Origin of the sequence: Lentibacillus sediminis, assembly GCF_002763455.1 — a bacterium.
GTDB lineage: Bacteria > Bacillota > Bacilli > Bacillales > Amphibacillaceae > Lentibacillus_D > Lentibacillus_D sediminis_A.
On the sequence record NZ_NIXK01000001.1, the window covers coordinates 263,881 to 290,345 of the forward strand.

Below are 26,465 nucleotides of genomic sequence, written 5' to 3' on the forward strand. Positions count from 1 at the left end.
AATAGGGAGGTGACAAGAACAATGACCAAACGTATTAAAGTGATGACAATTTTCGGTACAAGACCAGAAGCTATAAAAATGGCTCCGCTTGTTCTGGAGCTTAATAAACGATCACATGAATTTGAATCAATTGTCACAGTAACAGCTCAACACCGGGAAATGTTAGATCAGGTTTTGGAAATTTTTGATATAACACCTGATTATGACTTGAACATCATGAGAAAAAACCAGTCTCTTGCTCAAATTACAACCCGTGCCTTAGAGGGATTGGACCAAGTGATGAAAGAAACCAAACCGGATATCGTGCTGGTTCATGGGGATACTACAACTACATTTGCTGCTTCTCTTGCAGCTTTCTACAATCAAATTGCCATAGGACATGTAGAAGCTGGACTGCGGACGTGGAATAAACACTCACCATACCCGGAAGAAATGAATCGTCAGCTAACTGGCGTTATGGCAGACTTACATTTTGCACCGACTGAAAAATCAAAGCAGAATCTGCTTATTGAAAATAAATCAGAAGAACGAACCGTTGTTACTGGTAACACTGCAATTGATGCTTTGAAAACAACTGTGGATGAATCGTATTCAAGTTCCGTGCTTGAGTGGGTGGGAGATAAACGTCTTGTGTTAATGACTGCCCATAGAAGAGAAAACATTGGGAATAATATGAAGCAAATGTTCCGAGCTATTAAGAGGCTGGTTGAAACACATGAAGATATTCAGGTGATTTATCCAGTGCATCTGAACCCAGTCGTGCAGAGAACAGCTAATGAGATTTTAGGGAATGAGGAACGCATTCAACTAATTGAACCACTTGGCGTTGTTGATTTTCATAACTTTGCGTCCCGTGCACATCTTATTTTAACTGATTCGGGTGGAGTACAAGAGGAAGCACCCTCGTTAGGGGTACCAGTTCTTGTGTTGCGCGATACAACTGAGCGTCCTGAAGGTATTGAGGCGGGAACATTAAAGCTTGCGGGGACAAATGAAGATAAGATTTTTAATCTAGCTAATGAACTACTCTCCGATGGCAATGCATATGAACAAATGGCAAAAGCGTCTAATCCATATGGGGATGGGGAAGCATCCAGGAGAATAGCTGATGCCATTGTGGAGTATTTTAAGAAGAAGGCAAAACCTCCAGTAAGATAAAAAATAAGCGTGGTACCAACCATCATGAATCAGTGAAGGTACACGCTTATTTTATTTTATTTTTATATTTTCCGGTTCTCAAAAATGGGTGTTAGGAAATATCATAAAGTAGTTTTTGGGTTAGTTTCGTTATTTCCCAACCTGTGTTTAATTTATTGACCGAATTTATTCTGAATTGCTGAATCAACTACTTCCAGCCATTTATCTTTATAAATGTCTTTATTAAAGTACTTTTCTATATACTTATTAGCCTTTTCCCCCATTTCTTTGGCATTCGAAGGGTTTTCAAACAGGTATATCATTTTGGCCGCCAGTTCCTCTATATCTGTATTTTCGACCAGAAACCCATTGTCATTGTTAACTATCATGTCGGATGGGCCATAGCGTATGTTATAACTAATAGCAGGAGTTTTATTATACATACTCTCAAGTACAGACAAGGCAAACCCCTCTGATTTAGAAGTTAAAACTGAGAAACTTCCTTTTTGGTATACTTCGTCTGGAGTATGTGTGTACCCTTTTAAAAATACATTATCATTTAAATTTAATTCAGTAATAAGTTTACTTAAATCAGTTTCTTGATCTCCCGTACCCCAAATTTCCAACCTAGCATCGGGAACTCTTTTCACTGCAATTTCAAATGCTTTTATTATGTGGTCGATTCTCTTTAATGTACTCAGTCTACTGATGACTACCCCCAATTTGGGATCCCTTTTATTTGTTTTAAATAGGGATTTAAGTGAGCTTCCTGTTTCTTCATGAAAGTGAGGGATTACCCGAATATTATCTTTTTCTCCTATCCTATTTATTACATCTGATTTTTGTTCCTCAGTTAAAAATACTGCAGCATCAAATACATGTATGTTATTAAAGGCATTTTTTGCTTTTGGTAAAATATTGGAATCTGATTCATACGGACTATCTAAGTGGTTGCTGTGTAATCTCCATATTTTTGCTGCCTTTGGATGTTCAAATTTTATCAATGTATCGTCTGTACTTCTCGTATCTGAAATTATTACTGATTTATCATTTTCTACACTTTCCACAACATTTGATAACCAGTCAACCTTATGTGAAACGTCATCTTTCACGAAAGTCTTGGCAATGGATCCATCTTTATTAAATAGGATAATACGTTGCACTTTTCCATTATTAGGGTTATTCCATTGAGAAAAAAACGCACTACCCTTATTATCGTAATAAACGGTTTGGCGCGGCTTATTGGTGGAAAAATCCATGTATGCCACCTTCTTTAAATTTCCCCATGGATCGTATACTTCTCTTTTAGTTCTATATCTGTTTTCATTAAAATAATCTATGAAATCTAATAATCCTTTTTTTGAAAAAGAGATATATTTAATATATAAACCATTATTATATACTCTATAGGCATCATGGTCCTCTCTTTTATCAAATGGCAATCCTTGAGTCAATTTTTGTAATGAAGCTTTTCTTATCGAAGTGAGAGACAACTGCTCATTATTCCCTTCCAATTCTTCATACATGTTTCGGATGACTACGTCTTTATGGACTTTATTCATTTCTACTAGTTTTTTGCGAATTAGAGGGTATTTTGGATTAAAATTAAATGTCAGCATATAGGTCTCATAACCCATTTCTGCAAAGAAGGATGCCTGTTTTAACGATGCACGTGTAAGCCCTCCTCTTTCTAATTCAATTGAGTTCATTAGAAAAAACATTGTTGGCTTCATTTGTTAACCCTTTCTGTGTGGAATTGTAATTTTAATTAGCTTCAAGGTAACAGTATATCAAAAAGAAGAATTTAACAATAAATTTGATAATACTTCGTGAGACAGATATAATGTTGGTGTAATTGCTACTTGAGAGGAGTACTATTCTTAAATGACTTCAAACAAAATTAAAAATAATAAACTAATACATATCACCATGAAAAATAATTATTACGTTATGGCTGTACCTTTAAAAGAAAGCTTTCTTGAAGGTGTAGATGAATATTATTTCACCTTAGAAGAGCGGTATACAGAAGAAATTATACCAATTCAATCCAAAATTATCAAAACGATAGAAGACTATACGGTTTTTCAATTAGCAATTCCCTTTAATGAATGGAAGCAAACCTTTTTGGAAAATGACATTTGGGACTTGTACATAAATCGTGAAAAAGATGAAGAGAACAAAAGGCGACGGGTTAAAAGTAATTATGATAATATCCGTTTTTTATCCATCGTTCTTCCTGAACAAGAAAAAATGTTTTATCCATTTACCACCAAAAAAGGGAAATTATCATTTAGAATAAATGAGTATTTTCTTTACTCGAAATTGGAAAATGTGAGTTTATCAACAGATACCCTCTCTTTTTCAGGTTATTTTAATTTTCCTCCATTGTATAAAACAAATGATTATCAAGTAAAAGGTATGAAACTGATTGTTACAGCCAATAAAGATGAAGATGAAATGGAGATGGAAGTGCCGATTGAACAATTCAAGCGTGAAGACTTAAATGATCGGTATGAAGGGAATGGACAATTAACGGAAAGTGGAATAAAGGGGAATTTCACCATACCTCAGGGGTTGGATTTAGAAAAAAAGGTTTTCTTCAAATTTTATTTAGAAATGACTTATTTGCACAACAACGAATCAATGACAATAAGGAGTACAAGAATCAGACTTAACCACTTTGGCGACTTCCCTATGAAAAATATTATTACTTATCAGGGAGATAAGATAAAAGTATTGGTTAAGCCAACTAGAGATTCAAAATACTTATCATTCCAGATGTCAAGATACAATTTAAAAAATGAAGTGATTCAGAAAGCAAGAAACAAATGGGTGGAAATTAGGAGAGGAAGCGCATTAAAAAAAGCCTATAAAGTTGCTTTCTACCTTCTTGGTAAGTTTCCTGTAAAGAAAAACACCATAATGTTTGAAAGTTTTCTTGGCAAACAATTTAGTGATAGCCCAAGAGCTATTTATGAGTATATGGCACATAACAATTTTGATTACCATATGTTTTGGAGTGTTGATAGGCGGCACATGAAATATTTTGAAGATAAGGATGTAGTCAGTGTAAGGAGATTTTCAATAAAATGGCTATTGCTGATGGCGAGAGCTGAATACTGGGTATCCAACAGCAGATTGCCTTTGTGGATACCAAAGCCCAATCATACAACCTATCTGCAAACCTGGCACGGTACACCTTTAAAAAGACTAGCTGCCGATATGGATGAAGTGCATATGCCAGGGACAAATACGAAAAAATACAAAGAGAATTTTATAAAGGAATCAAGTAAATGGGACCATTTGATATCCCCAAATGCTTATTCAACGGAAATTTTCAGAAGGGCGTTTCAATTCGACCGGGAAATGATTGAATCAGGCTATCCAAGAAACGACTTCTTAATTAATTCAAATGATGAAATGACAATAAATGAGATAAAACGAAGGACAAACCTTCCTGAGGATAAAAAGGTAATTCTATATGCACCTACTTGGCGTGATAATCAATTCTACGGTAAGGGGAAATACAGATTCAATCTGCAAATGGATCTGGAGCAAATGCAAGAAGAACTCGGTAATGAATACATTGTTGTTTTAAGACTGCATTATCTTGTGGCTGAAAATATAGACCTGTCAGGTTTTGAAGGATTTGTATATGATTTGTCTTTCCATGAGGATATACGGGAGTTATATCTAATTGCTGACATGTTAATTACTGATTATTCCTCTGTATTTTTTGACTATGCAAACTTAAAAAGACCGATGCTTTTTTATGTCTATGATATAGATGAATATAGAGATAGTCTGCGCGGATTCTATTTTGACTTTGAAGCAAAAGCTCCTGGTCCATTGGTGAAAACCACAGAGGAAATTATTAACGAGATTAAGAAAATCGACAAGAATGGTTTCATACCATACGGAACTACGGAAGCATTTTATGAGAAGTTTTGTTATTTGGAAGATGGTAATGCAAGTGAACGTGTTGTAAAAGAAGTGTTTAAATAAGGGAGTGCAGGTATATGAGTGTAAAAAAGGCAATTATCCCTGCGGCAGGGTTAGGGACCCGGTTTTTACCTGCTACAAAAGCCATGCCGAAAGAGATGCTGCCAATAGTGGACAAGCCTACCATCGAATATATTGTTGAGGAAGCCATCGATTCCGGTATTGAGGACATTATTATCGTTACTGGCAAAGGAAAACGAGCCATTGAGGATCACTTTGATCATTCATTTGAACTGGAAGAAAGTTTAATACGGAAAGAGAAGTTCGAACTACTTGAAAGAACGAGAAAATCTGCGAATCTGGATATTCATTATATCAGACAGAAGTCTCCGAAAGGTTTGGGGCACGCGATTTGGTCTGCGAGGAAATTTATTGGCAATGAACCTTTTGCTGTTCTGTTGGGTGATGATATTGTTCAAAATGAAAAGCCATGTCTTAAGCAGTTGATGGATGAATACGAAGAAATTAATTCATCGATTATCGCCGTTCAGCAGGTAGCAGAATCTGAAACGCACAGATATGGTATAATTGACCCTGCCGTTAGTTCAGGAAGCCGCTATGAAGTGTCCAGGTTTGTGGAGAAGCCTCCAAAAGGGACTGCGCCATCCAATTTAGCAATTATTGGCAGATATATTCTTACTCCAGAAGTATTCCGCTTCCTGGATGATCAAGAAATTGGTGCAGGTGGTGAAATACAGCTAACAGATGCGATTGAAAAGCTTAACAAAACACAAAAAGTTTATGCCTATGAGTTTGAAGGAAAAAGGTACGATGTAGGCGAAAAGTTAGACTTTATTAAAACGACAATTGATATGGCTTTAACTCGCGAGGACTTAAGAAAACCATTGCTGGATTACCTTGAGGGCGTCATGACGAACAAGAGCAGTTTAAAATAAAGAAATTGATTTAGGCTAGGCAATTAAAAGTCAATCGAAATTTATATCAGGCTTTACTCCTAACAGGAAAAGCCTGATTTTTATTGTGTTTTACAATAGATACTTGTATAATTTAGTAACGTAATGTCAACACACTGGGTTACTTGAAAGGAAATACGTATGAAATCTGCAATAAAGGTTATTAGAGAGCAAATTGATTACTTCTATTTAATCAGAAGGCTTTCTTTATATGAGTTAAAAAGCAAAAATGAAAATAATTATTTGGGTATGGCCTGGGAGGTCATTAATCCGGCTATTCAAATTGCAATTTATTGGTTTGTCTTCGGTACATTAAGAGAGCGTGCACCGATCGAAATGGCAGGAGAAGAGGTACCATTTTTCAGCTGGTTATTGGCAGCATTTTTTTTATGGATATTCTTTTATCAATCAACGATTCAAGGGTCGAAGTCGATTTATTCCAGGTTACGAATGTTGTCAAAAATGAACTTTCCTATGAGTGTGATTCCAAGTTACGTTATATTTTCTCAGTTCTATGTTCATCTGTTTATGTTAATGGTAACGATTATCATCTTCCAATTTAATGGTTATTTTGTTAACGTTCATTATTTTCAGCTCATTTATTTTATATTTGGGGCATTTTGTTTAATATTCTCGATATCCCTTATTACATCAACACTTTCAACGATTGTAAGAGATGTGCATATGCTGCTGAACTCTACGCTAAGAATGATGTTATACCTTTCCGGTGTACTATGGCCGATAACCATATTAAGTGACTCTCCTTATCCTTTTATCATGGATCTGATGAAGTTGAATCCATTGTACTACTTGATTGAAGGTTACCGGGCTTCCTTTTTTGGAACTGAATGGTACTTCCTGACTAATTGGGAATATACCTTATATTTTTGGGCATTAGTGATCGTACTGTTCTTATTTGGTTCTATGCTTCACATGAAGTTCAGGAAGCATTTTATTGATTACTTATAAAGGCATGTGAAAATCATGGATAAAGCAATAATCGCAAGCAATGTGACAAAAAAATATAAATTATACAATGGGACAAAAGAGCGCCTTTTGGATTTGCTTACACCTAAAAGTTACGGGGAAGATTTTTTTGCCCTGACAGACGTTAGTTTTGAGGCGGATAAGGGTGATATAATCGGCTTTATCGGTATAAATGGTTCCGGAAAATCGACACTTTCCAATATCGTTGCCGGCATTGTACCTGAGACTTCGGGAAGTGTGGAAGTAAACGGACAGACATCCTTGATTGCTGTTTCTGCCGGGCTAAAGGGTGATTTATCAGGTCGCGATAATATTGAATTAAAACTGTTGATGTTAGGTTTTGATAAAGATCAGATAAAGGCCCTCGAACCGGAAATTATTGAGTTCGCTGAGCTTGAGAAATTTATTGACCAGCCCGTTAAATCTTATTCCAGCGGGATGAAATCAAGATTGGGATTTGCCATTTCTGTTAATGTCAATCCGGATGTTTTAATTATTGATGAAGCATTATCTGTAGGAGATAAAGCATTTGCAGAAAAGAGTTTGAACAAAATGAGAGAGTTTAAACAAAAGGGAAAGACAATGATTTTTGTCAGTCACTCCCTTGGCCAAATGAAACAATTCTGCGAGAAAATTCTCTGGCTGGAATATGGTATGGTTAAGGAATACGGTCCTGTGGAGGAAGTGATTCCTAAGTATGAAGATTTTCTGCAGCAATGGAAAAAATTGTCAAAAAAAGAAAGAGAAGCTTATAGAAACTTTGAGTTAGACCTTAATCCTAAAAATGAAGAGGATTCATTTGGGCAGCGCTTAATTGACAATTCCCATCCTTTTGAAGCTGGTGAAAGTTATACAGAACAACTGACAAGCAGATTAGGTCATATAAAAGCAGGCAGTTCCTATATATATTCTACACCTGCCACTACAACAGAAAAAGAGAAATCCGACGGTTACAAGAACTGTGTTTATTATATTAAGAAGCAAGCAACTTTTAATAATGAATTATTTTATCTATTGAGTAATGAACCAAGTGCAAAAAATGGCCTTATTGGTTGGATGAAAGCTTCTGAAGTATCCAGCCATAGTGCTGTGGCGATTGATGATGATACAAAAATCTTTTATATAAATGGGGCCGGGGTTGCGTATAGCCGTCCCTGGGGTGGTAAGAAAAACCTGCTCTATTCCAGTCTTGGGAAATATGAAAAAGTTGAATTTGTGGTTAGTAAAACAATGAAAGTCGGCGGAAATTTATGGTATTATGGTGCACTAGATGACAAACAAGTATGGATCCACAACAATCATTTAGTAGAATGAATACAAAAATGAGATAATTAAACCTTAGGTAAAAGCATAGCTACCCATCCATGGTTAGAATTATGACTAAAGGGGAATGTTAACGCTAAGTATTCAACATTATCTAGGCAATTTATGCTTATATAGTGTATACTTTTTTAAAAATAGAATTAAATGGGGTGGGCCGGGTGATTAACATTACTTTGTTAGCATTTTTATGTTTTTTGATTTCCTTCTTGATAACGCCGCTCATGATAAAATATTCTAAAAGTATAAATGCTACGGATCGGCCTAATTATAGAAAAATGCATGCAAAGCCTATCCCAACATTGGGTGGAGTCGCCATTTTCCTAAGTTTTATTTGTGGGTTACTCATCATTCAGCCTGTCAGTGAATCTCACCAGGCAATTATTTTTGGCGCGATTATTATTGTACTTCTGGGAGCGGCTGATGATTTATATGATTTATCGCCAAAAATTAAGTTTTTAGTCCAACTTATTGTGGCTACTATTGTTGTACTTTGGGGCGGTTTGCAAGTCGAATTCATTAACCTGCCATTCGGAGGACAGCTGGAATTTGGTTTCACTAGTGTTATTTTCACCATTCTTTGGATTGTAGGCATCACAAATGCTATTAATTTAATTGATGGATTAGACGGACTAGCCGCTGGTGTATCAACAATTGCCCTTTTTACTATTGCAGGAATGGCAGTAATTATGGGAAATGTTTATGTGGCGACGATGGCACTTATTTTGTTTTTCAGTACCCTTGGTTTTTTACGGTATAACTTTTATCCGGCAAAAATATTCATGGGGGATACAGGTGCTTTATTTTTGGGGTACATGATTTCCGTATTAGCTTTACTTGGCTTTAAAAATGTAGCAGTTGTATCTTTCATCATCCCTATTTTCATCTTGGGGGTCCCGATTTCCGATACATTAATTGCGATGATAAGAAGGTATATAAACAAACAGCCATTATCCAGTCCGGATAGTTCACATTTACATCACAGGCTGGTCAAATCGGGGTTTAGTCATCGGCAAACAGTGCTTTTTATCTATTTACTAAGTACGATGTTTAGTTTATCTGCAGTATTTTTTTCTATGACCACGGTATGGGGTTCCATTTTAATATTCGCCATTGCCGTGTTAACTGTACAATTATTAGTTGAAAACCTTAATATGATCGGCAATGATTTCAAACCGCTTACAAGGTTTTTTAAAGCATTAAGGCATAAATCATAAAAAAAGGTGCTAACCAGATTGCTGGTCAGCACCTTTTTTCGTTTTCTTAGTAAGCGTTCGTTCCATCACCTGATGAGGTAGAGGTTTCACCTGTGTCGCTTGCTGTGGTCGTTCCTGAAACACCCAAATGGTTTTGCAGTAATTGTTTTGTTTCACTAAGTGCATATTCATCCAATAGCCAATAATAGGTGTTTCCTGGCTGATAGTCCGTACCATCGAGTGTCAGCATTTCAAAATCCAAGTTCGATCCCTGTGTTCCATAACCAATAAAGCTTCTCATTTCTGAGAAAGTCATGTTCGTTGTCATGTTACTGCCAACGGCCTCAATGATATCATCGTATTTTAACACAGAGTTGAGTGATACGGCTTTATCGACGACAGCTTTTATAATCTCTTGCTGCCTTTTCCCACGCGCTATATCATTATCTAACTTTCTGGTTCTGGCTAAAGCTAAGGCTTCTTCACCATTTAATTGTTGTTCCCCAGGCATCAAATGGATTGCTCTCGCCTGATCTTTTGAATTTTGTTCGTATAATTCATAGGGAACATCTACTGTTATTCCGTCAACGGCATTCACCACATCGATAAATGCTTCAAAGTTGAGTTTGACAAAGTAATCAATAGGAATGTCCAATAAATTTTCCACTGTATTGATGCTAGCCTCTGTACCTCCATAAGCATGAGCATGGTTGATCTTTGTCTCATAACCTACTTCTGGAATGTACACCAGTGAGTCACGTGGAATACTTACCAATTTTACACTTTTTTCTTCAATATTTAATGTAGCTACCATCAATGTGTCGGTTCTGGCATTATCAGCATTATTACGTATGTCACTGGCATCGACACCCATAATCAGTATGGAAACATTATCACTGCTTGGATCTACTGCAGTTTCCCGAAGTTCGGACTTTTCTCTTCCATCATCCACATAGGAATTTGATAAAACATTATCTGCTTTTATATATAAATACCCTCCGTAGCTGACTACAGCTAACAGTAAAGCCAATGGTATCAAAATTAAGAATGCACGCTTCCTTAGCCTGCGGCGCTTTCTCCTCAGAACGCGGGTTTGCGTTGTTTTTTGATTCGACATATTTATTCTTCTCCCCTATGAATGAAATATCTATTTTTTTATTCCATTCATTTTATCATTAAAAAATGCTAACCTTTATTTTACTATGAATGTGCGTATTCGTAAATAACATATTTATTACAATGTTTTTTCCTGCTTTTAGATAGACGTTTATGTAGGAGAAAAGTTACATGAAAGAACGAAAAAGGAGGATAGCAGCAAATAGCTACTTTCCTCCCAGGTTAATATATTGATCCATTGTCTTCCGTGTCCTCCGCAAAATCCGTCACAGGATCTTTGACGGTCGGCAAATCCAAATGCTCTCGCAGTTCCTGTTGAATTTCCGCCCGGCTTTCATCCTCCACCTGGTAATACCAGCCGCCATCGGCCATATATCCGCCGGCCCCTTCGAAATTGACGGTTTCAATGGAGACATTCCGATCCAGGCCATAGGACAAAAAGCCCTGGATTTCGGAAAAGGACAGGTTGGTTTGCATATGGGAACCGACCGAAACAATCACATCTTCCAGTTTGAAAACAGAAGACGGGGAGGTTGCTTTGTCGGCGATAGCCCGCAATATTTCCTGCTGACGCTGCCCCCTGGCAATAGCACTGTCATACTTGCGAGTCCGGGCAAGTGCTAGGGCTTCTTCGCCATTTAGATCCTGCTCGCCAGCGTACAAGTGGATCGAGTTTTTGTCATCATTCGAGTCAGATTCACTGATTTCATATGGCACATCAAAGGTTATTCCACCCAGCGCATTCACTGCTTGCACAAATGCTTCGAAGTTCATCCGCACAAAATAATCCACTGGTACATTTAAGAAGTTTTCTACCGTTTCCATTGTTGCACGCGGTCCGCCAAAGGCATGGGCGTGATTGATTTTTGTGGAATAGTCGACTTCCGGGATGTAGACATAGGAGTCGCGGGGAATGCTCAACAGTTTTACTGTGCTTTGATCCTTATTAAAGGTGGCCAAAAGCAAAGCATCGGAGCGGCTTGTTTCCAAATTGTCCCTGTGTTCACTGCTGTCCACACCGATGAACAAGACGGATACGTTATCCTCCACTGGATGAACCTGCCCGTTCCTTAGTTCAGATGTTTCATTTTCCCGGCCGATTTCCTCGTGCGAACCGGCAATCGTGTCGGCAGTTGTATCATACAGATAAACCGCATACCCGACGCCTGTGCCAACAAGAAATAACAGGAAGACCCCGCTGTATAACAGCAATTTTTTCCACGAAAACCGCCTCTTTGTTGATTGATGTCTTCCCATTGGAAAAGCTCCTCGCGACAATTATTACCCCCTATTTTACAAGGTATAGAGGAAAATGTGTAGGGAAATGTCGGACTGCAATATAGGCGCACTTCCCCAGCATATTTTCCCATCTCCTATGTTTATTCTATAATCGAAACTTTATGCTGCTTGGTGGCATGGCAGGGGGAGTTTCTCATTTCTTCCTTTATATGTACATACGCGCAAAATTTTTTCAAAAAAGTTTCTGGGGCATGCCCCCTTTTCGCTGATTCTTTCGATTGTAGTTGTGAAAGGAGGTGGTAAGCATGGCAGTAGCAACAATTGTAAGTTCATCGCTGCGTCTGGAACTGTACGCGGGAGAGGATCCGGAAACAGGCAACCCTATCTTCACATCCAAAAGCTTTAACAACGTAAAAACGGACGCTACTCCTGACCAGTTGTGGCCAATCGCGACAGCAGTGGCAGGCCTGCAGGAATTTCCCCTGCAAAACGTGGAACGCCGGGATTACTCCGAGCTGAGTGAAGCCTAACCGGCAGTGAAGGGGTAAGCTGGCATGGCCGCTAAGACCGCAGTTGCTGAGGGTGCTGGTGTTGAGTCGGCGGCAAGGCCTTAGGGCAAGCAAGCTGTATGAGTTGGCTGATGGCGGTCATGTGAGTTTCGCTGAAGAGGATAATTTGAAAGGAAAGGAGGTGGAATCATGTCAAAAAAGTTGGAGCTGAAGTTTCGCAATGAAGACGGAAAAATGGTCACCTATTCACTGGACAACCCAGTGGAACCGGCTGATGCCGTTGCGGTCAATGCAGCAATGGATGAAATCATCACCCAAAACGCCTTCACCTCATCCGGCGGCAATGTCGTGGAAAAGGACAGCGCCCGGATTGTCGAGCGAATTGTGACGGAAATCGACCTTGGGATGGAGTAAGTGAATAAGGCATGATTGTAAAACTAGACCAGCGGCTTAGCCACTGGTCTGTTTTGCAGAATGTGGGGGGGGGGGGAAGGCTGTGTTGTCGGGTGGGGTGGGTACTTATCAAGCGAGTGGACAGCGGAATCGGGCGAGTGCACCCTGGAATCGGGCGAACGCACCATCAAATCGAGCGAGCAGCGCGTTAGATCGAGCGTGTGACAGGCCAAGTCGAGCGATGCATGCCGAAATCGGGCGGGTAGCACCCCGAACCGGGCGAGTGCATCCCGACATCGAGCGACCCTCCCCAACCTTGTCCCACAACAATTAACAATGAGAGGAGGCAATCCATTGGAGGAAACATGGGTTTCAGTCGTGACGGAGGTTGGCTTTCCCATTGCGGTGACGTTTTACCTGCTTCACCGCATCGAAGGAAAACTCAACCAGCTGATCGAATCGATTCATGCGTTGCCTGAGAAGATGAAGTGAATCCAGACACCGGTTTTCTGTATTGCAGAGAGCCGGTTTTAAGTATAATTTTCAATGAAATTCTTCTGTCAGCTGCCAATGGAATCCTCTATAATAAAAGTTATATTATTATAACAAAGGAGGTATTAGAATATCCCATTAATCATTTTCGGCACGATTGCCGCTGGCGTTTTGTAGTTTGACATTTCCAGAAAAATAAAATAAACTAAAATTAGTCATTAGAAAAGAGTGAAAATTATGCCGCTGAATCGCAATCATTTAATCGGCAAAGAAGCAATATTGTTGCTCCTGCGAGATGAAAATAAGCTATCCGAGAATGTAAGAGAATTAGATTGGAAGTTTTGCAAAGGAAAAGTTGGCTCGATGGATGGCCAGAAAGTTGTGGCAGCTGTGGAAACGGCGGCTAGAAATCAAGGGATCATCCAATCAGGCCTGTACAGGGAAACCCATGCCATGTATCATGCGATCATGGAGGCGATGAGCGGGGTCACACGCGGCAGCAATCAAATTGGAACCGTTCTCAGGACAGTGGGTCTCCAGTTTTCCATCATCCGCGGCAATCCATATGACGACAAGGCAGAAGGAGAATGGATTGCGGTTGCCTTTTACGGAACGATCGGTGCTCCTGTTAAAGGGCTGGAGCATGAAGCAATAGGTCTCGGGATCAATCATATTTAGACCCATAGTAAACTAGTGAATTTAGGGGGTCGCATAACACATTTCGTGTGTTGTGCGACCCTTTTTGCTGTTTTTTTGGAAAGCGATTACATTGGAGGTGAGCAAAATGGTGACGTTAACCGGAGAAACGTTGACGTTGGATGAGGTGAAGCGGGTGGTTTTTGATCAGGAAAAGGCCGTCATAGCTGGCAGTGCCATCCATAAAATAAAAAGGAACAGAGAAACCGTTGAAAATCTGATCACTAAGAAAAAAACCATATACGGAATTAACACAGGTTTTGGCAAATTGAGCGATATTTTGATAGCGGATGATGACCTTAATGACCTGCAGCTGAATCTGATCCGATCGCATGCCTGTGGGGTTGGGGGTCCTTTTTCAGAGGAAATCAGCCGGGCTATGCTCTTGCTCCGGGCAAATGCCTTGGCACAGGGGTTTTCCGGGGTCCGCGTGGAGCTGGTGCAGCAGCTGGTCGACTTGGTCAATGCTCAGGTTCATCCAGTCGTTCCGGAACAAGGTTCGCTCGGTGCCAGCGGAGACTTGGCTCCCCTGTCTCATCTCGCTTTAGCTTTAATCGGCGAGGGGGAAGTTTTTTACAGAGGAGAGCGGGTGCCTGCTCAAGTTGCACTGGAAAAGGAAGGCATCCCTCCGTTGAAACTGAAAGCAAAAGAGGGGCTGGCGTTAATCAATGGCACCCAGGCGATGACGGCGGTTGGGGTTGTCACTTATCTGGAAGCGGAAAAACTGCTTCGGCAATCCGAGCTGATTGCGGCCATGACAATGGAAGGGCTGCAGGCGATTATTACGGCGTTCGATGCGGATTTGCATGATGTTCGCGGACATCAGGAGCAGATAGATGTCGCCGAGCGGGTAAGGACATTTTTATTCGACAGCGACCTGACGACAAACCAGGGGGAATTGCGCGTGCAGGATGCCTATTCTTTACGATGCATTCCGCAAGTGCTCGGCGCCTGCTGGCAGACGGTTCATTATGCAAGGGAAAAAATCGAAACGGAAATCAATGCTGTCACGGATAATCCATTGGTTTTCTCATGCGCCGACAAAGTCATTTCCGGGGGCAATTTTCACGGGCAGCCAATTGCTTTTGCGATGGACTTTATTAAACTCGGCATAGCGGAGGCGGCAAATATCTCGGAAAGGCGGATTGAACGGCTGGTCAACCCGCAGCTGAATGATTTGCCGGCCTTCCTGAGTCCGAATCCGGGGCTGGAGTCAGGGGCGATGATTATGCAATACAGTGCGGCATCCCTGGTTTCGGAAAATAAAACATTGGCACACCCGGCAAGTGTTGACTCGATCCCGTCATCGGCTAATCAGGAAGATCATGTCAGCATGGGGACGATTGCTGCAAGGCATGCACTGCAGATGCTGCAAAATGCGCGCCGGGTTATAGCGATTGAGCTGATCTGTGCTATGGAAGCGGTGGAGTATCGCGGAGTGGAACGGATGGCCGCGCGCACTAGGGATTTTTATGAAAAGGCAAGGCAAATTGTTCCGGTCATCACAAAAGACCGGGTGTTTTCACCGGACATCGAGCGTTTGTCCAGCTGGTTGAAATGCTCGCATGAAAGTCATGCACATATGGAGGGAGGAATTTTTCATGAATAAGACGAAGGTGCAAGCGAAAAAAGGGTTAGAACTGGAATGCAAAGGATGGGAGCAGGAAGCAGCACTTCGGATGCTGTACAACAACCTCGATCCGGAGGTGGCGGAAAATCCGGAAGAGCTCGTGGTCTATGGCGGGATTGGGAAGGCTGCCCGAAACTGGGAGGCATTTGAGAAAATCGTTCAAACTCTGAGAAACCTGGAAAAGGATGAAACGATGCTCGTACAGTCAGGCAAGCCGGTTGGGGTGTTCAAAACACATCAACATGCTCCTCGAGTGCTGCTTGCCAACTCGAACCTCGTTCCGAAATGGGCGACCTGGGAGCATTTTCATGAACTCGACCAAAAAGGGTTGATGATGTATGGGCAAATGACTGCCGGGAGCTGGATCTATATCGGGACACAGGGGATATTGCAGGGAACCTATGAAACTTTTTCCGCTATTGCCAAGAAGCATTTCAATGAGACACTCCGGGGAACGATCACATTGACGGCAGGTCTCGGCGGGATGGGCGGCGCACAGCCACTCGCGGTCACTATGAATGAAGGGGTGGTGATTGTGGTTGAGGCGAACCCGGCCCGGATTGAAAAGCGATTGAAGACAAAATACTGTGATGTGAGGACAGATAGTATTGATGAAGCAATTAATTTGGCAAATGAAGCCAAGAAAAAAGGGAAGGCATTATCCATTGCCCTTTTGGGAAATGCTGCGGAAGTTTACCATGAACTGTTAGCGAGCGATATTAAAATCGATATTGTGACAGATCAGACATCCGCTCACGACCCGTTAAATGGATATATTCCGATTGGGTACAGTGTGGAAGCTGCAGCCTCATTGCGCAAAAGTGACCCGGAGACGTATGTGAAATGCTCCAAATCCAGTATGGCAAGGCATGTGGAATCCATGCTTTCCTATCAAAAGAGAGGTTCGGTTGTTTTTGACTATGGAAACAACATCAGGCAGGAAGCGAAGGATGAAGGGGTTGCAGATGCGTTTGATTTTCCAGGGTTTGTTCCGGCGTACATCCGGCCGCTATTCAGCGAAGGAAAAGGACCATTCCGCTGGGCTGCGCTTTCAGGGGACCCGGAGGATATTTATCGGACCGACCGGCTGATCAGAGAGCTTTTCCCTGAAAATGAAGCATTGCTGCGCTGGATTGATATGGCACAGGAAAGAGTATCTTTTCAAGGACTGCCATCGCGGATTTGCTGGCTCGGCTATGGAGAGAGGAAGAAAATGGGGCTTGCGATCAATGAATTGGTAAAAAATGGCGAGTTGAAGGCGCCAATCGTGATCGGGCGTGACCATTTGGATTGCGGGTCTGTCGCTTCGCCCAACCGGGAAACGGAGGGAATGAAAGATGGCAGTGATGCAGTCGCGGACTGGGCGATTCTGAATGCATTAATCAACACGGCGGCCGGCGGTTCGTGGATTTCCTTCCATCACGGCGGTGGGGTTGGCATGGGCTATTCGCTGCACGCCGGAATGGTCGCTGTTGCGGATGGAACTGACTTGGCAAAGGAGCGGCTGGAGCGGGTGTTAACGACCGACCCGGGCATGGGGATAATCCGCCATGCTGATGCAGGGTATGAAAAGGCGATTGAATTTGCGGAAGAGCATGATATTGCGATTCCAATGCGTGAAGAAAGGGGAGGGGATTAGATGCAGGCAGATGTTGTCATTACAAATATTGGCCAGTTATTAACGATGAATAAACAAGGACCGGTAAGAGGGAAAGACATGAATGAACTGGAGACAATAGAAAATGCTGCGGTTGCGATTCAGGAGAGAAAGGTTGCCTGGATTGGGAAAACAGCCGAGGCTCCTGCTGCGGAGAAAACAATCGATGCAGGGGGGAAGCTTGTCACACCAGGCCTTGTAGAGCCACACACCCATTTAGTTTTCGGAGGCTCGCGTGAAAAAGAAATGGCGATGAAGCAAGCGGGCGTCCCTTACTTGGAGATTTTGGAAAAAGGCGGAGGAATCTTGTCAACGGTTCGTGCGACAAAGGAGGCACAGTCAGGCGAACTTCTGGAAAAAGCGCTATTCCATTTAGACCGAATGGCGATGCATGGAATCACAACGGTCGAAGCAAAAAGCGGCTATGGGCTCGATAAGGAAACGGAATTAAAGCAATTGAATGTGGTAAAACAAGCAAACGAGAGCCACCCATTGGATATCGTTTCTACTTTTTTGGGAGCTCATGCGATACCGCCGGAGTATAAAGATGACCCTGAAGCGTTTTTGGATTCAATGAGCGACCTGTTTGCGGAGATTCGGGAGAAAGATCTGGCGAGGTTTGTTGATATTTTTACCGAGAAAGGCGTTTTTACTGTGGATCAATCCCGGCGTTATCTGCAAAAGGCGAAGGAGCATGGGTTTGGTGTAAAAATCCATGCTGACGAGATCCATCCGCTGGGCGGTACGGAACTTGCGGTGGAAATGGGCGCCATTAGCGGCGACCATTTGGCTGTCGCCTCGGATGAGGGGATCAGGCAGCTGGCGGATTCCGATACCATCGGCGTAATTTTGCCTGGAACGATTTTCTATTTAGGCAAAGATTCGTATGCCCCGGCATGCAAGATGATGGATCAGAGAGCAGCACTTGCGATTTCCACCGACTTTAACCCAGGCAGCTCGGTTACGGAAAACTTGCAGTTGATCATGTCGATTGCCGCATTGAAATTAAAAATGACCCCGGCAGAAATTTGGCATGCGGTAACGGTGAATGCCGCACATGCGATTGGGGAAGGCGATAATGCTGGGACGATTGCGGTTGGCCGCCGTGCGGATGTTGTGATTTGGGATGCGCCGAATTACATGTATATTCCGTATCACTATGGGGTCAATCATGCGAACACCGTGATTAAGAATGGAGCTGTTTTATATGAAAGGCAGGAGATTCGATGACATTGGATTTATTTAAGCCTGCAGGAGAAACAATTTTTAAAGATCGGCATACAACCAAAGCGAAGGAACTGCTGCGGGCGTGGGAGCCGGGGCGGTCGAGCGAGTTTGCGCTGGCAGGTATCCCGTTGTCGAAACCGTCGATCAGCCACTCCGGTGCATCCTTTGCGCCCGGGGCGATCCGGTCTGCGCTTGGGAGTTATACGACCTATTCGGCTGAACAAGAGGTGGAGCTGCAGCAGCCAATCATGGACTTTGGGGATATCTACATGGACCCGACGGATGTTATCGGAAATCAGCAGCGGGCGTATGAAGGAATGCGTGAGGCTTATGCCACCAAGGCTGCGAAAAAATGGATGATTTTAGGAGGCGACCATTCGATCAGCTATTCCTCCATAAAAGCGTTTGCCGAGCAACATGGCAAAGTTGGTGTGATTCAATTTGATGCTCACCACGATCTGCGTAATACGGAAGATGGCGGTCCGACAAATGGTACGCCATTCCGGCGGTTGTTGGAGGAAGACGTACTGAAAGGGGAAAATCTAGTTCAAATAGGGATTCGTGATTTTACCAATGCCAGAGCGTACCATGAGTATGCGTTGGAACAGGGTGTTATTGTTTATACGATGGCCGATGTGGAACAAATGAAAATCAATTCTATTTTAGAGAAGGAATTTGCTAGATTGGCTATGGAGGTGGATGCCATCTACTTATCTGTGGATATGGATGTGCTGGATCAGACCTTTGCACCGGGGTGTCCGGCAATCGGACCTTGCGGGATGGGCAGCAGAACGTTGCTTGGGGGGATTGAATTTTTGGCACAGCAGGATAAGGTCGGCGCGATGGATATTGTGGAGATTGACCCGACAGTGGATTTTCGTAATATGACGAGCAGGGTGGCGGCGTATGGTTTGTTGAGGTTTATGGCAGGGACCCCCGGGACAGCGAGAGGTTAGGCTGTCCCGGTCTCTCTGCGTATCACAATCCAGCGATTATATTGATCAATCAAAAACCCCATTCCAAACATAAACAACAATGTCCCTGGACCGATCCCGACTATTTCGTTTCGAAAGAGAATAATAATGACGCCAATCGATAATGGAATCGCTGTGGCTAAAATGCTGGCCAATGTATAATTGTTAAAAACTTTCCCAAACGCCTTCAGCAAATAGTCAGACGGTAAGTATACGGAGCTTGATTGAAAATAAATGCAGATAGCGATTGCGATGAGGTTGAGCCCGATGAATAAATATAAATAACGAGCCCAGATAGCATCCGGTACATAGACAAGCTGATGGATGTACAAAAACAAATCAATGAATAACCCAAAAACGGCAGCAAGCCCCATGCTTTTAACAATGAGTCCGACCCCGGGTTTTATTTTCAACATATAGCTGAATAAAAAGGAAAGGGAATACACAATAACGATGCAACCACCGATGGAGAACGGCAATATGTAGACAAGATTTTCCGCTGCCGATGTCCACGGCGCGCTCCCTGAGTTGGATATGACCATAAAACTATTTCCCAGGGCGTTTAATGTGATAGAAAGGATGAACCATAGTGAATTTCTGTTTATAGATGGTGCTTTCATGTAGACCTCCAATTCTGGTTTCCATATTCTATCTTAAGCTTAAATAAGTGCTTTTACAATTATATTTGTTTAGGGGCCTAATTGCATTTTTTGATGATACCCTCCAAATAAAAACTCCCTTTGATTTAGGGAGTTATATAGTAGCCAAGACTGTGTCTCGCCACGGCAAACGATTAATAATTATATGAAGCTTTACCAATCACAATCCAGCGATTATATTGATCGATTAAAAATCCCAATCCAAACATAAACAGCAATGTCCCTGGACCAATCCCAACTACTTGGTTTCGGAAGAGAATAATAATTAGACCAATCGATAATGGAATCGCTGTCCATAAAATCGTAGCTAATGTATAATTCTTCACCAGTTTCCCAAACGCTTTTAACAAAAAATCTGTTGGCAAGTAGACGGAACTAGATTGAAAATAAATACATATAGCTGCTGCAATGAGGTTGAGCCCTATAAATAAGTATAAATACTGTACTCCTATAGCATCCGGTACGTGCACAATCTGATGTAAATACAAAAACAAATCAATTAAAACGCCAAAAACAGCAGCGGTTGCCAGGCTTTTGCCAATCATTTTGAATTTAAGTTTCATTTTCATAAAATAGCTGAGGAAAAATGAAAAAAAATGCAAAATAATAATGCAAACCCCGACAGAGAAAGGTAATATGAACACAAGATTCTCCCCTGCAGATGTCCAGGGAGCGCTTCCTAAGTTGGAAATTATCATGAAACTATTTCCTAAAGCATTTAATGTAATGGAAAATATAAACCATAATGATTTTACAGGTAGTACTCTCATCTAGACCTCCGATTTTTTTTCAATGAAAGAACGCTGTTACAAGCTCGGTTAAATAAATTCTCCCATGACCGTAAAATAATCACGAACGCTTTGCTTTTCAATTTAGCATGAAAAAAGATGATTTTCCAATAGGCATCATCATCCAGTTACAAATATGAAAAAGAGCAGCGGGAAAATCGCATTCCTCCCGCTCTACTCAAATTGATATTTTATTTTAAAACAGTCCTAAGAGCCATGGTGCGGCATATAAAACCATGAACATAACCCCATAATTGACCCCATTTCTATGCAGCAGTCCGGCTACGAGTGCGACCAAAATGGTACCAAAAATGTTCAATATACCGGCATCCATAAATGCAAGCATGACGACAAGACCAGCAAACAGTCCAATCAATGCTTCGTGCGGGATGTATTTAAACACAATCGCACAGATTTGGCTGGAAAATTTGATTGTAACAAAAAAGGTAATCAGCAGCGCAATCGCAGCACCAATAATGGTTGCCGTCATGATTTCCCCCATCGACAGAAGGTGGTGTATATTATTCTCCGGGGTAAAAACCGGCGGTGCGTTGAAAAGCCCGGCAGCTGGTCCGATGGCCATCGGTGATAATGGCAGTCCGATCGCAATCAGCGGGATCAGTGTCCCGGAAAGATAGGAGGCGTTTGTCAGGCCGTCCATGGTTGATATTGCCCGGGATGCCCGTTGAACCGGGTCTTTAATGTGCCGGGTGATTGCCTCACCCCAGAATACCGTCATGCCAACCGGGGTAAGAAAGAAGGTGACAGACCCTAGAAAACTGCCGATCGCAGCTGTCAGGGATTCCTTTCCAGTTAGAATCTTGAATGGGTTTGGGAGCCCTTTCTCTTTTTTTGATCTTTTCATCTCTATTTTTTTGGCCCCGAGACCAGGCATGTTTTTTCGGACCTTCTTATTTAACAGCTCAAACAGCGTAAAAGCAATCGGTCCGATCGTTATCCCTAAAAAGAAGGAAACGAAAACATTCGTATCTTCCGGGACAATATCAAGACCCCAGTATAAATGACGGAGTCCCATGATCAGAATAGCAAATGGCAGAATCATGACAAGTGACAGCACTTTATTCCGTGTCAGCAACGCGAGAAAGATCGCACCAGCGGTAAATATCTGCCCGGAATACGCGGCAACTGTATCTGCTATTGGCAAAATCAAGTAGGCGATTAGAAAGCTGGCCGGAATAGATACGAGTGTTCCGATCACCGACCCTGACGACATTTTCCGAATGCTGACATCCGGCAGCCCGTGCTTTTTCAGTACCATGGCATGCTCTACCATAGGAGCAGCCATGACACCACCTGGTATGCCCGCTACAGCCACGGGAATCGAGTCGGTCAATTTTTTGGCTACGAGAGATGATATAAAAAAGGCCAAAATCACATAAGGCGACAGCCCCATAAGCGCAAGAGCAATCGTGACGGGGGCCAGAACGGCCGTTTCATCCGTGCCTGGTGCAATTCCGATTAATGTATATACTACAGCTCCGCCGACACTGGCAAGAACCATCTGAATAATTATAGATGCATCCATTATTATTCACCTTCTTCCATCATCGTCAGCTGTCTTTTCGGTTTAATGATGATACTGGAGATAATAAATCCAATCACTCCACCGGCAAGGCCAAAAATCAGCGGTGGCGTGTCACCGAATGCAAACAAATAACCTCCAAGCGCAAAGCCGATGCAAAGTGCCATGGCAATGAGCAAATCCTTAATGTTGACATTGTCTTCCCAAACCTCCACATAATTTTCACTGTTTTCTTCCTTCATTTATTATCCCCCTCGTAAAAACATGAGTGATCATCCATTTAAAAATATTAAGGAAATAAACTTTCTCGCTAAACCTCCTTCATTTATCTACTGGGAACGCTGAAGGGCCCCACTGAAAATTCGCTATTTGTCAATTCGTGGATAGATTCTTCTCCAGTCTAATGGCTTCCTCCATTTTCCTGCAATGATAATACGATTTGTCTAATATTATCATAACTTATTTTGCCTTGATTTGCTGCTAGTTTCACAACGTTGTCAACTTCATCATCATGAGCACCTGCCATCACGGCCATGTTTCTGGCGTGTAACTTCATATGACCTTGCTGTATTCCTTCACCCGCTAGCGCCCTTAGGCCGGCAAAGTTCTGGGCGAGCCCGGTTGATGCAATAATTCCCGCCAGTTCTTCCGCTGTTTCGACATCAAGAATTTTCGTCGCCAATTTGGCAACAGGGTGGGATTGTGTTGCACCACCAATCAATCCAACAGGCATTGGCAGTTCAATCGTTCCGGTTATCGAATCATCAGCATTAATTTCCCAGCGTGTCAGCGAACGGTATCTTCCTGTCACAGAGGCATAGGCATGTGCTCCCGCCTCTACCGCTCTTGTATCGTTTCCTGTCGCCAGTACCACAGCCGAGATTCCGTTCATAATGCCTTTGTTATGGGTTGCGGCACGGTAGGGATCTGCTTCAGCCAATTCGTATGCCCGGATAAAGTTTTCTAGTGCATCCCGGTCCCCCTTAAATGGGTTTTCAAACACGCCGCGGGCACGTACGATGCGCTGGTCGGCCAGGTTGGATAATATTCGAAGAACAACCTTTCCGCCTGTGATTTTTTCAATAAAGGGAGAAACAGCTTCAGCCATTGTATTGACGGCATTTGCTCCCATTGCATCTTTCGTATCGACGAGAAGGTGGGCGACAACCATTTTTTCTGATTCCCCATCAATGATTTGCACATCCAAATCTTTTGCCCCGCCTCCAAAAGATACAAGTGTAGGATCCTGTTCGTTGCATTGTTCAAGAATGGCTTCCTTGTTCTCATAAATCCGGGCAAGTGCGCCATATGGGTCTTTAACGCCGATCACCTGGATCTGTCCTCGCATGATCGACCCAGAATAAGAGGTGAAAAAGCCTCCAATATTTTGTTTCGCGGCATTGCTGGCTGCTGCGATTACAGAGGGCTCCTCGGTTGCCATCGGTACAAAAACATCTTTTCCATTCACCTGAAAGTTGACTGCTATGCCTAGCGGAACAGGCAAATATCCAACAACATTTTCCACCAGTCGGTCGGCCTGTGCCACTGTAAAGCCGGAATGGCCTAGCATGAGTTCTTTCTCTTCATCGGAAAGATTGAGATGTTGTGAAATTAATTCAAGTCTTTCTTCAGGAGACTTTTTGTAAAAGCCTGAAATACGTGATGTCATGAAATCTCCTCCATAGTTAAATTTAAAATTTGTTAGCGCTTCCAATCAAGACGAATTTGACCCTGGTTGTATTGTGTCAAATACTAGGAAGGAGCAATAATTCAATCAAGTTTCCCTGTATTCAACATTGTTGAATACAGTATAAAAGGAAATTTTAGAAATTGTCAATACGTGAATTTAATTATAATCATTCGATAGCATGCATATTGGTTGGTGTCGGGCCTGTTTATTATATTTTATTTGCTTGGCAGGAAAAATATAATTTATTCTTCAAACCATCAGGACGTTAAATTCTTAACTGAGAAAATAGAGGCATATTCAATACTGTGGTGAGAAGCGAATCCAGGGCAATACACGGAGGAATAATCCATGGAGGACAGGATGTATCAGCTCCCCACGGAGAGCAGATTTTTAGGGAGATTAGGGATGAGATTAGACGGAAAGTAGAGAAATAAAGAGAAAGAGAATTAGCAGCAGACATGCTCAAAAAAGGATATATCCTGAGCTAACGGGGCTGACGGAACAAGAACTTAATAAAATCAGTAAGGAAAATTCATAACTGAAAAACAGGCGATTCTATTTATGGAATCGCCCTGATAATATTCATTTCCTATCCAACTTCTCTTCAATCCTTGCTAACCGTTTTAATACTTCTTCTTTAAATTGCTGGTCTTCGTTATTGTCATTGGCATTGTCACTTTTGGAATTTGTATATTCGTTAATTTTATTCAAGGCTTTATTCACATCAAATTTAGGCATTTTTTCACCTCCTAAGTGGGTTTTGCATCCTCCAAATCAAAGCTGAATCCATCCGCATGCTGGAAATTTCTATGGTTTACCCATTACCTTCACTATTCCTGTTTAAGCGAGCTTTTACACCTGTTTCTGTTGCAGATGGTATGAAACGCCAGTCCACACCATACGCTTAAACAACTATTACCATTATGAATCAATTATTTTCTTTTTATTAATTTTATTAAAAATAGCTGTAATCCGCACCATTCTTATTGTACACTGACTAATAGGACTATAGAAGGGGAGAATGAGATGGGGAAGTTGAGTAAAGAAGAAAGAAGCTGGATGATGTACGACTGGGGAAATTCAGCCTATTCGATCATCATCGTGACAGCAATTTTTCCGATATTTTTTAAAGCAGCTGCGGATAATGCAGGCGTTGCTTCCGCAGATTCCACGGCATATTTGGGCTACACGATTTCGATTGCGACATTTATTTTGGCAATGTTGGCTCCGATACTTGGAACGGTTGCTGATTACCGGGGGATGAAGAAAAAGTTCTTTATGTCCTTCTTTCTCCTTGGGACGATTTCCACCGTTTTGCTCATTTTTGTACCAGCTGATAATTGGCTGCTTTTATTGATCGTCTATACATTAACGACATTGGGTTTCCGCGGTGCGAATGTTTTTTATGATGCTTTTTTAGTCGATGTTTCGCCAAAAGAACGGATGGATGATGTGTCAGCCAAAGGATATGCGCTGGGGTACATCGGCAGTACCATCCCGTTTATCCTGAGTATTGCCATTATCCTTTTGGCACAAATGGAAATCCTTCCATTATCATCGACAACCGCAAGTCGAATCGCCTTTCTGATTACGGCAGCATGGTGGTTTGCTTTTGCTCTGCCAATGGTGAAACATGTCCATCAGATTCATGGCATTGACCCCGAGCCTAAAATCGTGGCAAATAGCTTTAAACGTCTGGGCAGAACGTTTAAGGAAATAAAACAATATCGTGCCGTTTTTATCTTTTTGATCGCTTATTTCTTTTATATTGATGGGGTAGGAACGATTATCTCCATGTCCACTGCATATGGAACGGATTTGGGACTGGGCGCGACCGATCTTTTGATTGCTCTCTTTGCTGTTCAAGTGGTAGCTGCACCATTTGCTGTTCTATTTGGCAGGCTGGCAAAAAAATTCGGGGCGAAAAAAATGCTGTATACCGGAATTATCATTTATATCTTTGTTTGCACCTATGCCATGTTCTTGGAAACGATTGCGGATTTCTGGATTTTGGCTATGCTTGTAGCAACTGCCCAAGGGGGAGTTCAGGCACTTAGCCGTTCTTATTTCGCCAAGCTTATTCCAAAAGAAAAATCCAATGAGTTTTTTGGTTTCTACAATATATTTGGCAAATTCGCTGCCATATTAGGTCCATTTTTAGTTGGTGTTACGGCTCAGCTAACCGGCAGTTCGGCAATTGGTGTCTTTAGTCTAATTGTGCTGTTTATCATCGGATTTGTGGCTTTGATGTTTGTGCCGGATGTGGAGAAGAAGGATGTAGTGAAAGCCTGACGTT

At 42.0% G+C, this 26,465-nt stretch carries 24 protein-coding genes; 15 read left to right on the forward strand and 9 right to left on the reverse strand.

Going from position 1 to position 26,465, the window contains the following annotated elements; all coding sequences use genetic code 11:
* Window positions 1-21: 21 nt before the first annotated feature.
* Window positions 22-1,158 (forward strand): non-hydrolyzing UDP-N-acetylglucosamine 2-epimerase, encoded by a 1,137-nt coding sequence (wecB, locus tag CEG13_RS01305; RefSeq protein ID WP_100009960.1) that lies wholly within the window; start codon window positions 22-24, stop codon window positions 1,156-1,158.
* Between the two features lie 152 nt (window positions 1,159-1,310).
* Here the strand turns inward: wecB and CEG13_RS01310 are convergent, their stop codons facing one another.
* Window positions 1,311-2,870, reverse strand: coding sequence for a glycosyltransferase (locus tag CEG13_RS01310; protein WP_100009961.1), 1,560 nt, complete (start codon window positions 2,868-2,870; stop codon window positions 1,311-1,313).
* A gap of 151 nt (window positions 2,871-3,021) precedes the next feature.
* Here CEG13_RS01310 and CEG13_RS19190 point away from each other — a divergent pair, with 151 nt between their 5' ends.
* From CEG13_RS19190 to CEG13_RS01335, 5 genes are all read left to right on the forward strand, one after another.
* Window positions 3,022-5,142: a CDP-glycerol glycerophosphotransferase family protein gene (locus CEG13_RS19190; protein WP_100009962.1), complete on the forward strand. Its 2,121-nt coding sequence runs from the start codon at window positions 3,022-3,024 to the stop codon at window positions 5,140-5,142.
* A 14-nt stretch (window positions 5,143-5,156) separates the two neighbouring features.
* Complete coding sequence (galU, locus tag CEG13_RS01320) at window positions 5,157-6,035, forward strand: UTP--glucose-1-phosphate uridylyltransferase GalU (protein WP_100009963.1); 879 nt, start codon at window positions 5,157-5,159, stop codon at window positions 6,033-6,035.
* A 159-nt stretch (window positions 6,036-6,194) separates the two neighbouring features.
* Window positions 6,195-7,022: an ABC transporter permease gene (locus CEG13_RS01325; RefSeq protein WP_100009964.1), complete on the forward strand. Its 828-nt coding sequence runs from the start codon at window positions 6,195-6,197 to the stop codon at window positions 7,020-7,022.
* A gap of 15 nt (window positions 7,023-7,037) precedes the next feature.
* Entirely contained in the window at window positions 7,038-8,354 is a 1,317-nt protein-coding gene (tagH, locus tag CEG13_RS19440; protein WP_100010541.1) for a teichoic acids export ABC transporter ATP-binding subunit TagH, read from the forward strand.
* Between the two features lie 230 nt (window positions 8,355-8,584).
* Window positions 8,585-9,577, forward strand: a complete 993-nt coding sequence (locus CEG13_RS01335) for an MraY family glycosyltransferase (protein ID WP_100010542.1) — start codon at window positions 8,585-8,587, stop codon at window positions 9,575-9,577.
* Window positions 9,578-9,623: 46 nt separating this feature from the next.
* On the opposite strand, the gene CEG13_RS01340 is transcribed toward CEG13_RS01335, so the two are convergent.
* Window positions 9,624-10,673: an LCP family protein gene (locus CEG13_RS01340; RefSeq protein ID WP_100009965.1), complete on the reverse strand. Its 1,050-nt coding sequence runs from the start codon at window positions 10,671-10,673 to the stop codon at window positions 9,624-9,626.
* 221 nt (window positions 10,674-10,894) lie between these two features.
* A complete protein-coding gene (locus CEG13_RS01345) occupies window positions 10,895-11,929 on the reverse strand; it encodes an LCP family protein (protein ID WP_100009966.1) in 1,035 nt (344 codons plus the stop codon).
* A 287-nt stretch (window positions 11,930-12,216) separates the two neighbouring features.
* Between CEG13_RS01345 and CEG13_RS01350 the strand changes: the two genes are divergently transcribed.
* The 8 genes from CEG13_RS01350 (at window position 12,217) to hutG (ending at window position 19,471) form a co-directional block, all read left to right on the forward strand.
* A complete protein-coding gene (locus tag CEG13_RS01350; RefSeq protein WP_100009967.1) occupies window positions 12,217-12,441 on the forward strand; it encodes a DUF1659 domain-containing protein in 225 nt (74 codons plus the stop codon).
* Window positions 12,442-12,609: 168 nt separating this feature from the next.
* Window positions 12,610-12,834 carry a DUF2922 domain-containing protein gene (locus tag CEG13_RS01355; RefSeq protein ID WP_100009968.1) on the forward strand — a complete coding sequence of 75 codons (225 nt, stop codon included), beginning with the start codon at window positions 12,610-12,612 and terminating at the stop codon, window positions 12,832-12,834.
* A 315-nt stretch (window positions 12,835-13,149) separates the two neighbouring features.
* On the forward strand, window positions 13,150-13,305 hold the full coding sequence (locus tag CEG13_RS01360; protein WP_100009969.1) for a YvrJ family protein: 156 nt from the start codon (window positions 13,150-13,152) through the stop codon (window positions 13,303-13,305).
* A 237-nt stretch (window positions 13,306-13,542) separates the two neighbouring features.
* A complete protein-coding gene (gene hutP, locus CEG13_RS01365; protein ID WP_100009970.1) occupies window positions 13,543-13,983 on the forward strand; it encodes a hut operon transcriptional regulator HutP in 441 nt (146 codons plus the stop codon).
* A 106-nt stretch (window positions 13,984-14,089) separates the two neighbouring features.
* A complete protein-coding gene (gene hutH / locus CEG13_RS01370; protein ID WP_100009971.1) occupies window positions 14,090-15,610 on the forward strand; it encodes a histidine ammonia-lyase in 1,521 nt (506 codons plus the stop codon).
* A complete protein-coding gene (gene hutU / locus CEG13_RS01375) occupies window positions 15,603-17,270 on the forward strand; it encodes a urocanate hydratase (protein WP_100009972.1) in 1,668 nt (555 codons plus the stop codon). Before hutH ends, hutU begins: the two co-directional genes overlap by 8 nt.
* Window positions 17,271-18,518: an imidazolonepropionase gene (gene hutI / locus CEG13_RS01380; protein ID WP_100009973.1), complete on the forward strand. Its 1,248-nt coding sequence runs from the start codon at window positions 17,271-17,273 to the stop codon at window positions 18,516-18,518.
* Window positions 18,515-19,471, forward strand: coding sequence for a formimidoylglutamase (gene hutG / locus CEG13_RS01385; protein ID WP_100009974.1), 957 nt, complete (start codon window positions 18,515-18,517; stop codon window positions 19,469-19,471). The genes hutI and hutG overlap by 4 nt, the downstream gene beginning before the upstream one ends.
* Here hutG and CEG13_RS01390 read toward each other — a convergent pair.
* The 6 genes from CEG13_RS01390 to CEG13_RS18645 form a co-directional block, all read right to left on the reverse strand.
* The gene (locus tag CEG13_RS01390) at window positions 19,468-20,109 is read right to left on the reverse strand and encodes a YczE/YyaS/YitT family protein (protein ID WP_100009975.1); all 642 of its coding nucleotides are present in this window, start codon (window positions 20,107-20,109) and stop codon (window positions 19,468-19,470) included. The genes hutG and CEG13_RS01390 overlap by 4 nt on opposite strands.
* Window positions 20,110-20,282: 173 nt before the next feature.
* Entirely contained in the window at window positions 20,283-20,918 is a 636-nt protein-coding gene (locus tag CEG13_RS01395; protein ID WP_100009976.1) for a DUF6198 family protein, read from the reverse strand.
* 214 nt (window positions 20,919-21,132) lie between these two features.
* Window positions 21,133-22,482: a tripartite tricarboxylate transporter permease gene (locus CEG13_RS01400; protein WP_100009977.1), complete on the reverse strand. Its 1,350-nt coding sequence runs from the start codon at window positions 22,480-22,482 to the stop codon at window positions 21,133-21,135.
* A gap of 2 nt (window positions 22,483-22,484) precedes the next feature.
* Complete coding sequence (locus CEG13_RS01405) at window positions 22,485-22,721, reverse strand: hypothetical protein (protein WP_100009978.1); 237 nt, start codon at window positions 22,719-22,721, stop codon at window positions 22,485-22,487.
* Between the two features lie 158 nt (window positions 22,722-22,879).
* A complete protein-coding gene (locus CEG13_RS01410; RefSeq protein ID WP_100009979.1) occupies window positions 22,880-24,148 on the reverse strand; it encodes a hydroxymethylglutaryl-CoA reductase, degradative in 1,269 nt (422 codons plus the stop codon).
* 603 nt (window positions 24,149-24,751) lie between these two features.
* Window positions 24,752-24,907 carry a hypothetical protein gene (locus CEG13_RS18645; protein WP_158234622.1) on the reverse strand — a complete coding sequence of 52 codons (156 nt, stop codon included), beginning with the start codon at window positions 24,905-24,907 and terminating at the stop codon, window positions 24,752-24,754.
* 288 nt (window positions 24,908-25,195) lie between these two features.
* On the opposite strand from CEG13_RS18645, the gene CEG13_RS01415 reads away from it, so the two are divergent.
* Window positions 25,196-26,461, forward strand: a complete 1,266-nt coding sequence (locus tag CEG13_RS01415) for an MFS transporter (protein WP_100009980.1) — start codon at window positions 25,196-25,198, stop codon at window positions 26,459-26,461.
* Window positions 26,462-26,465 lie beyond the last annotated feature (4 nt).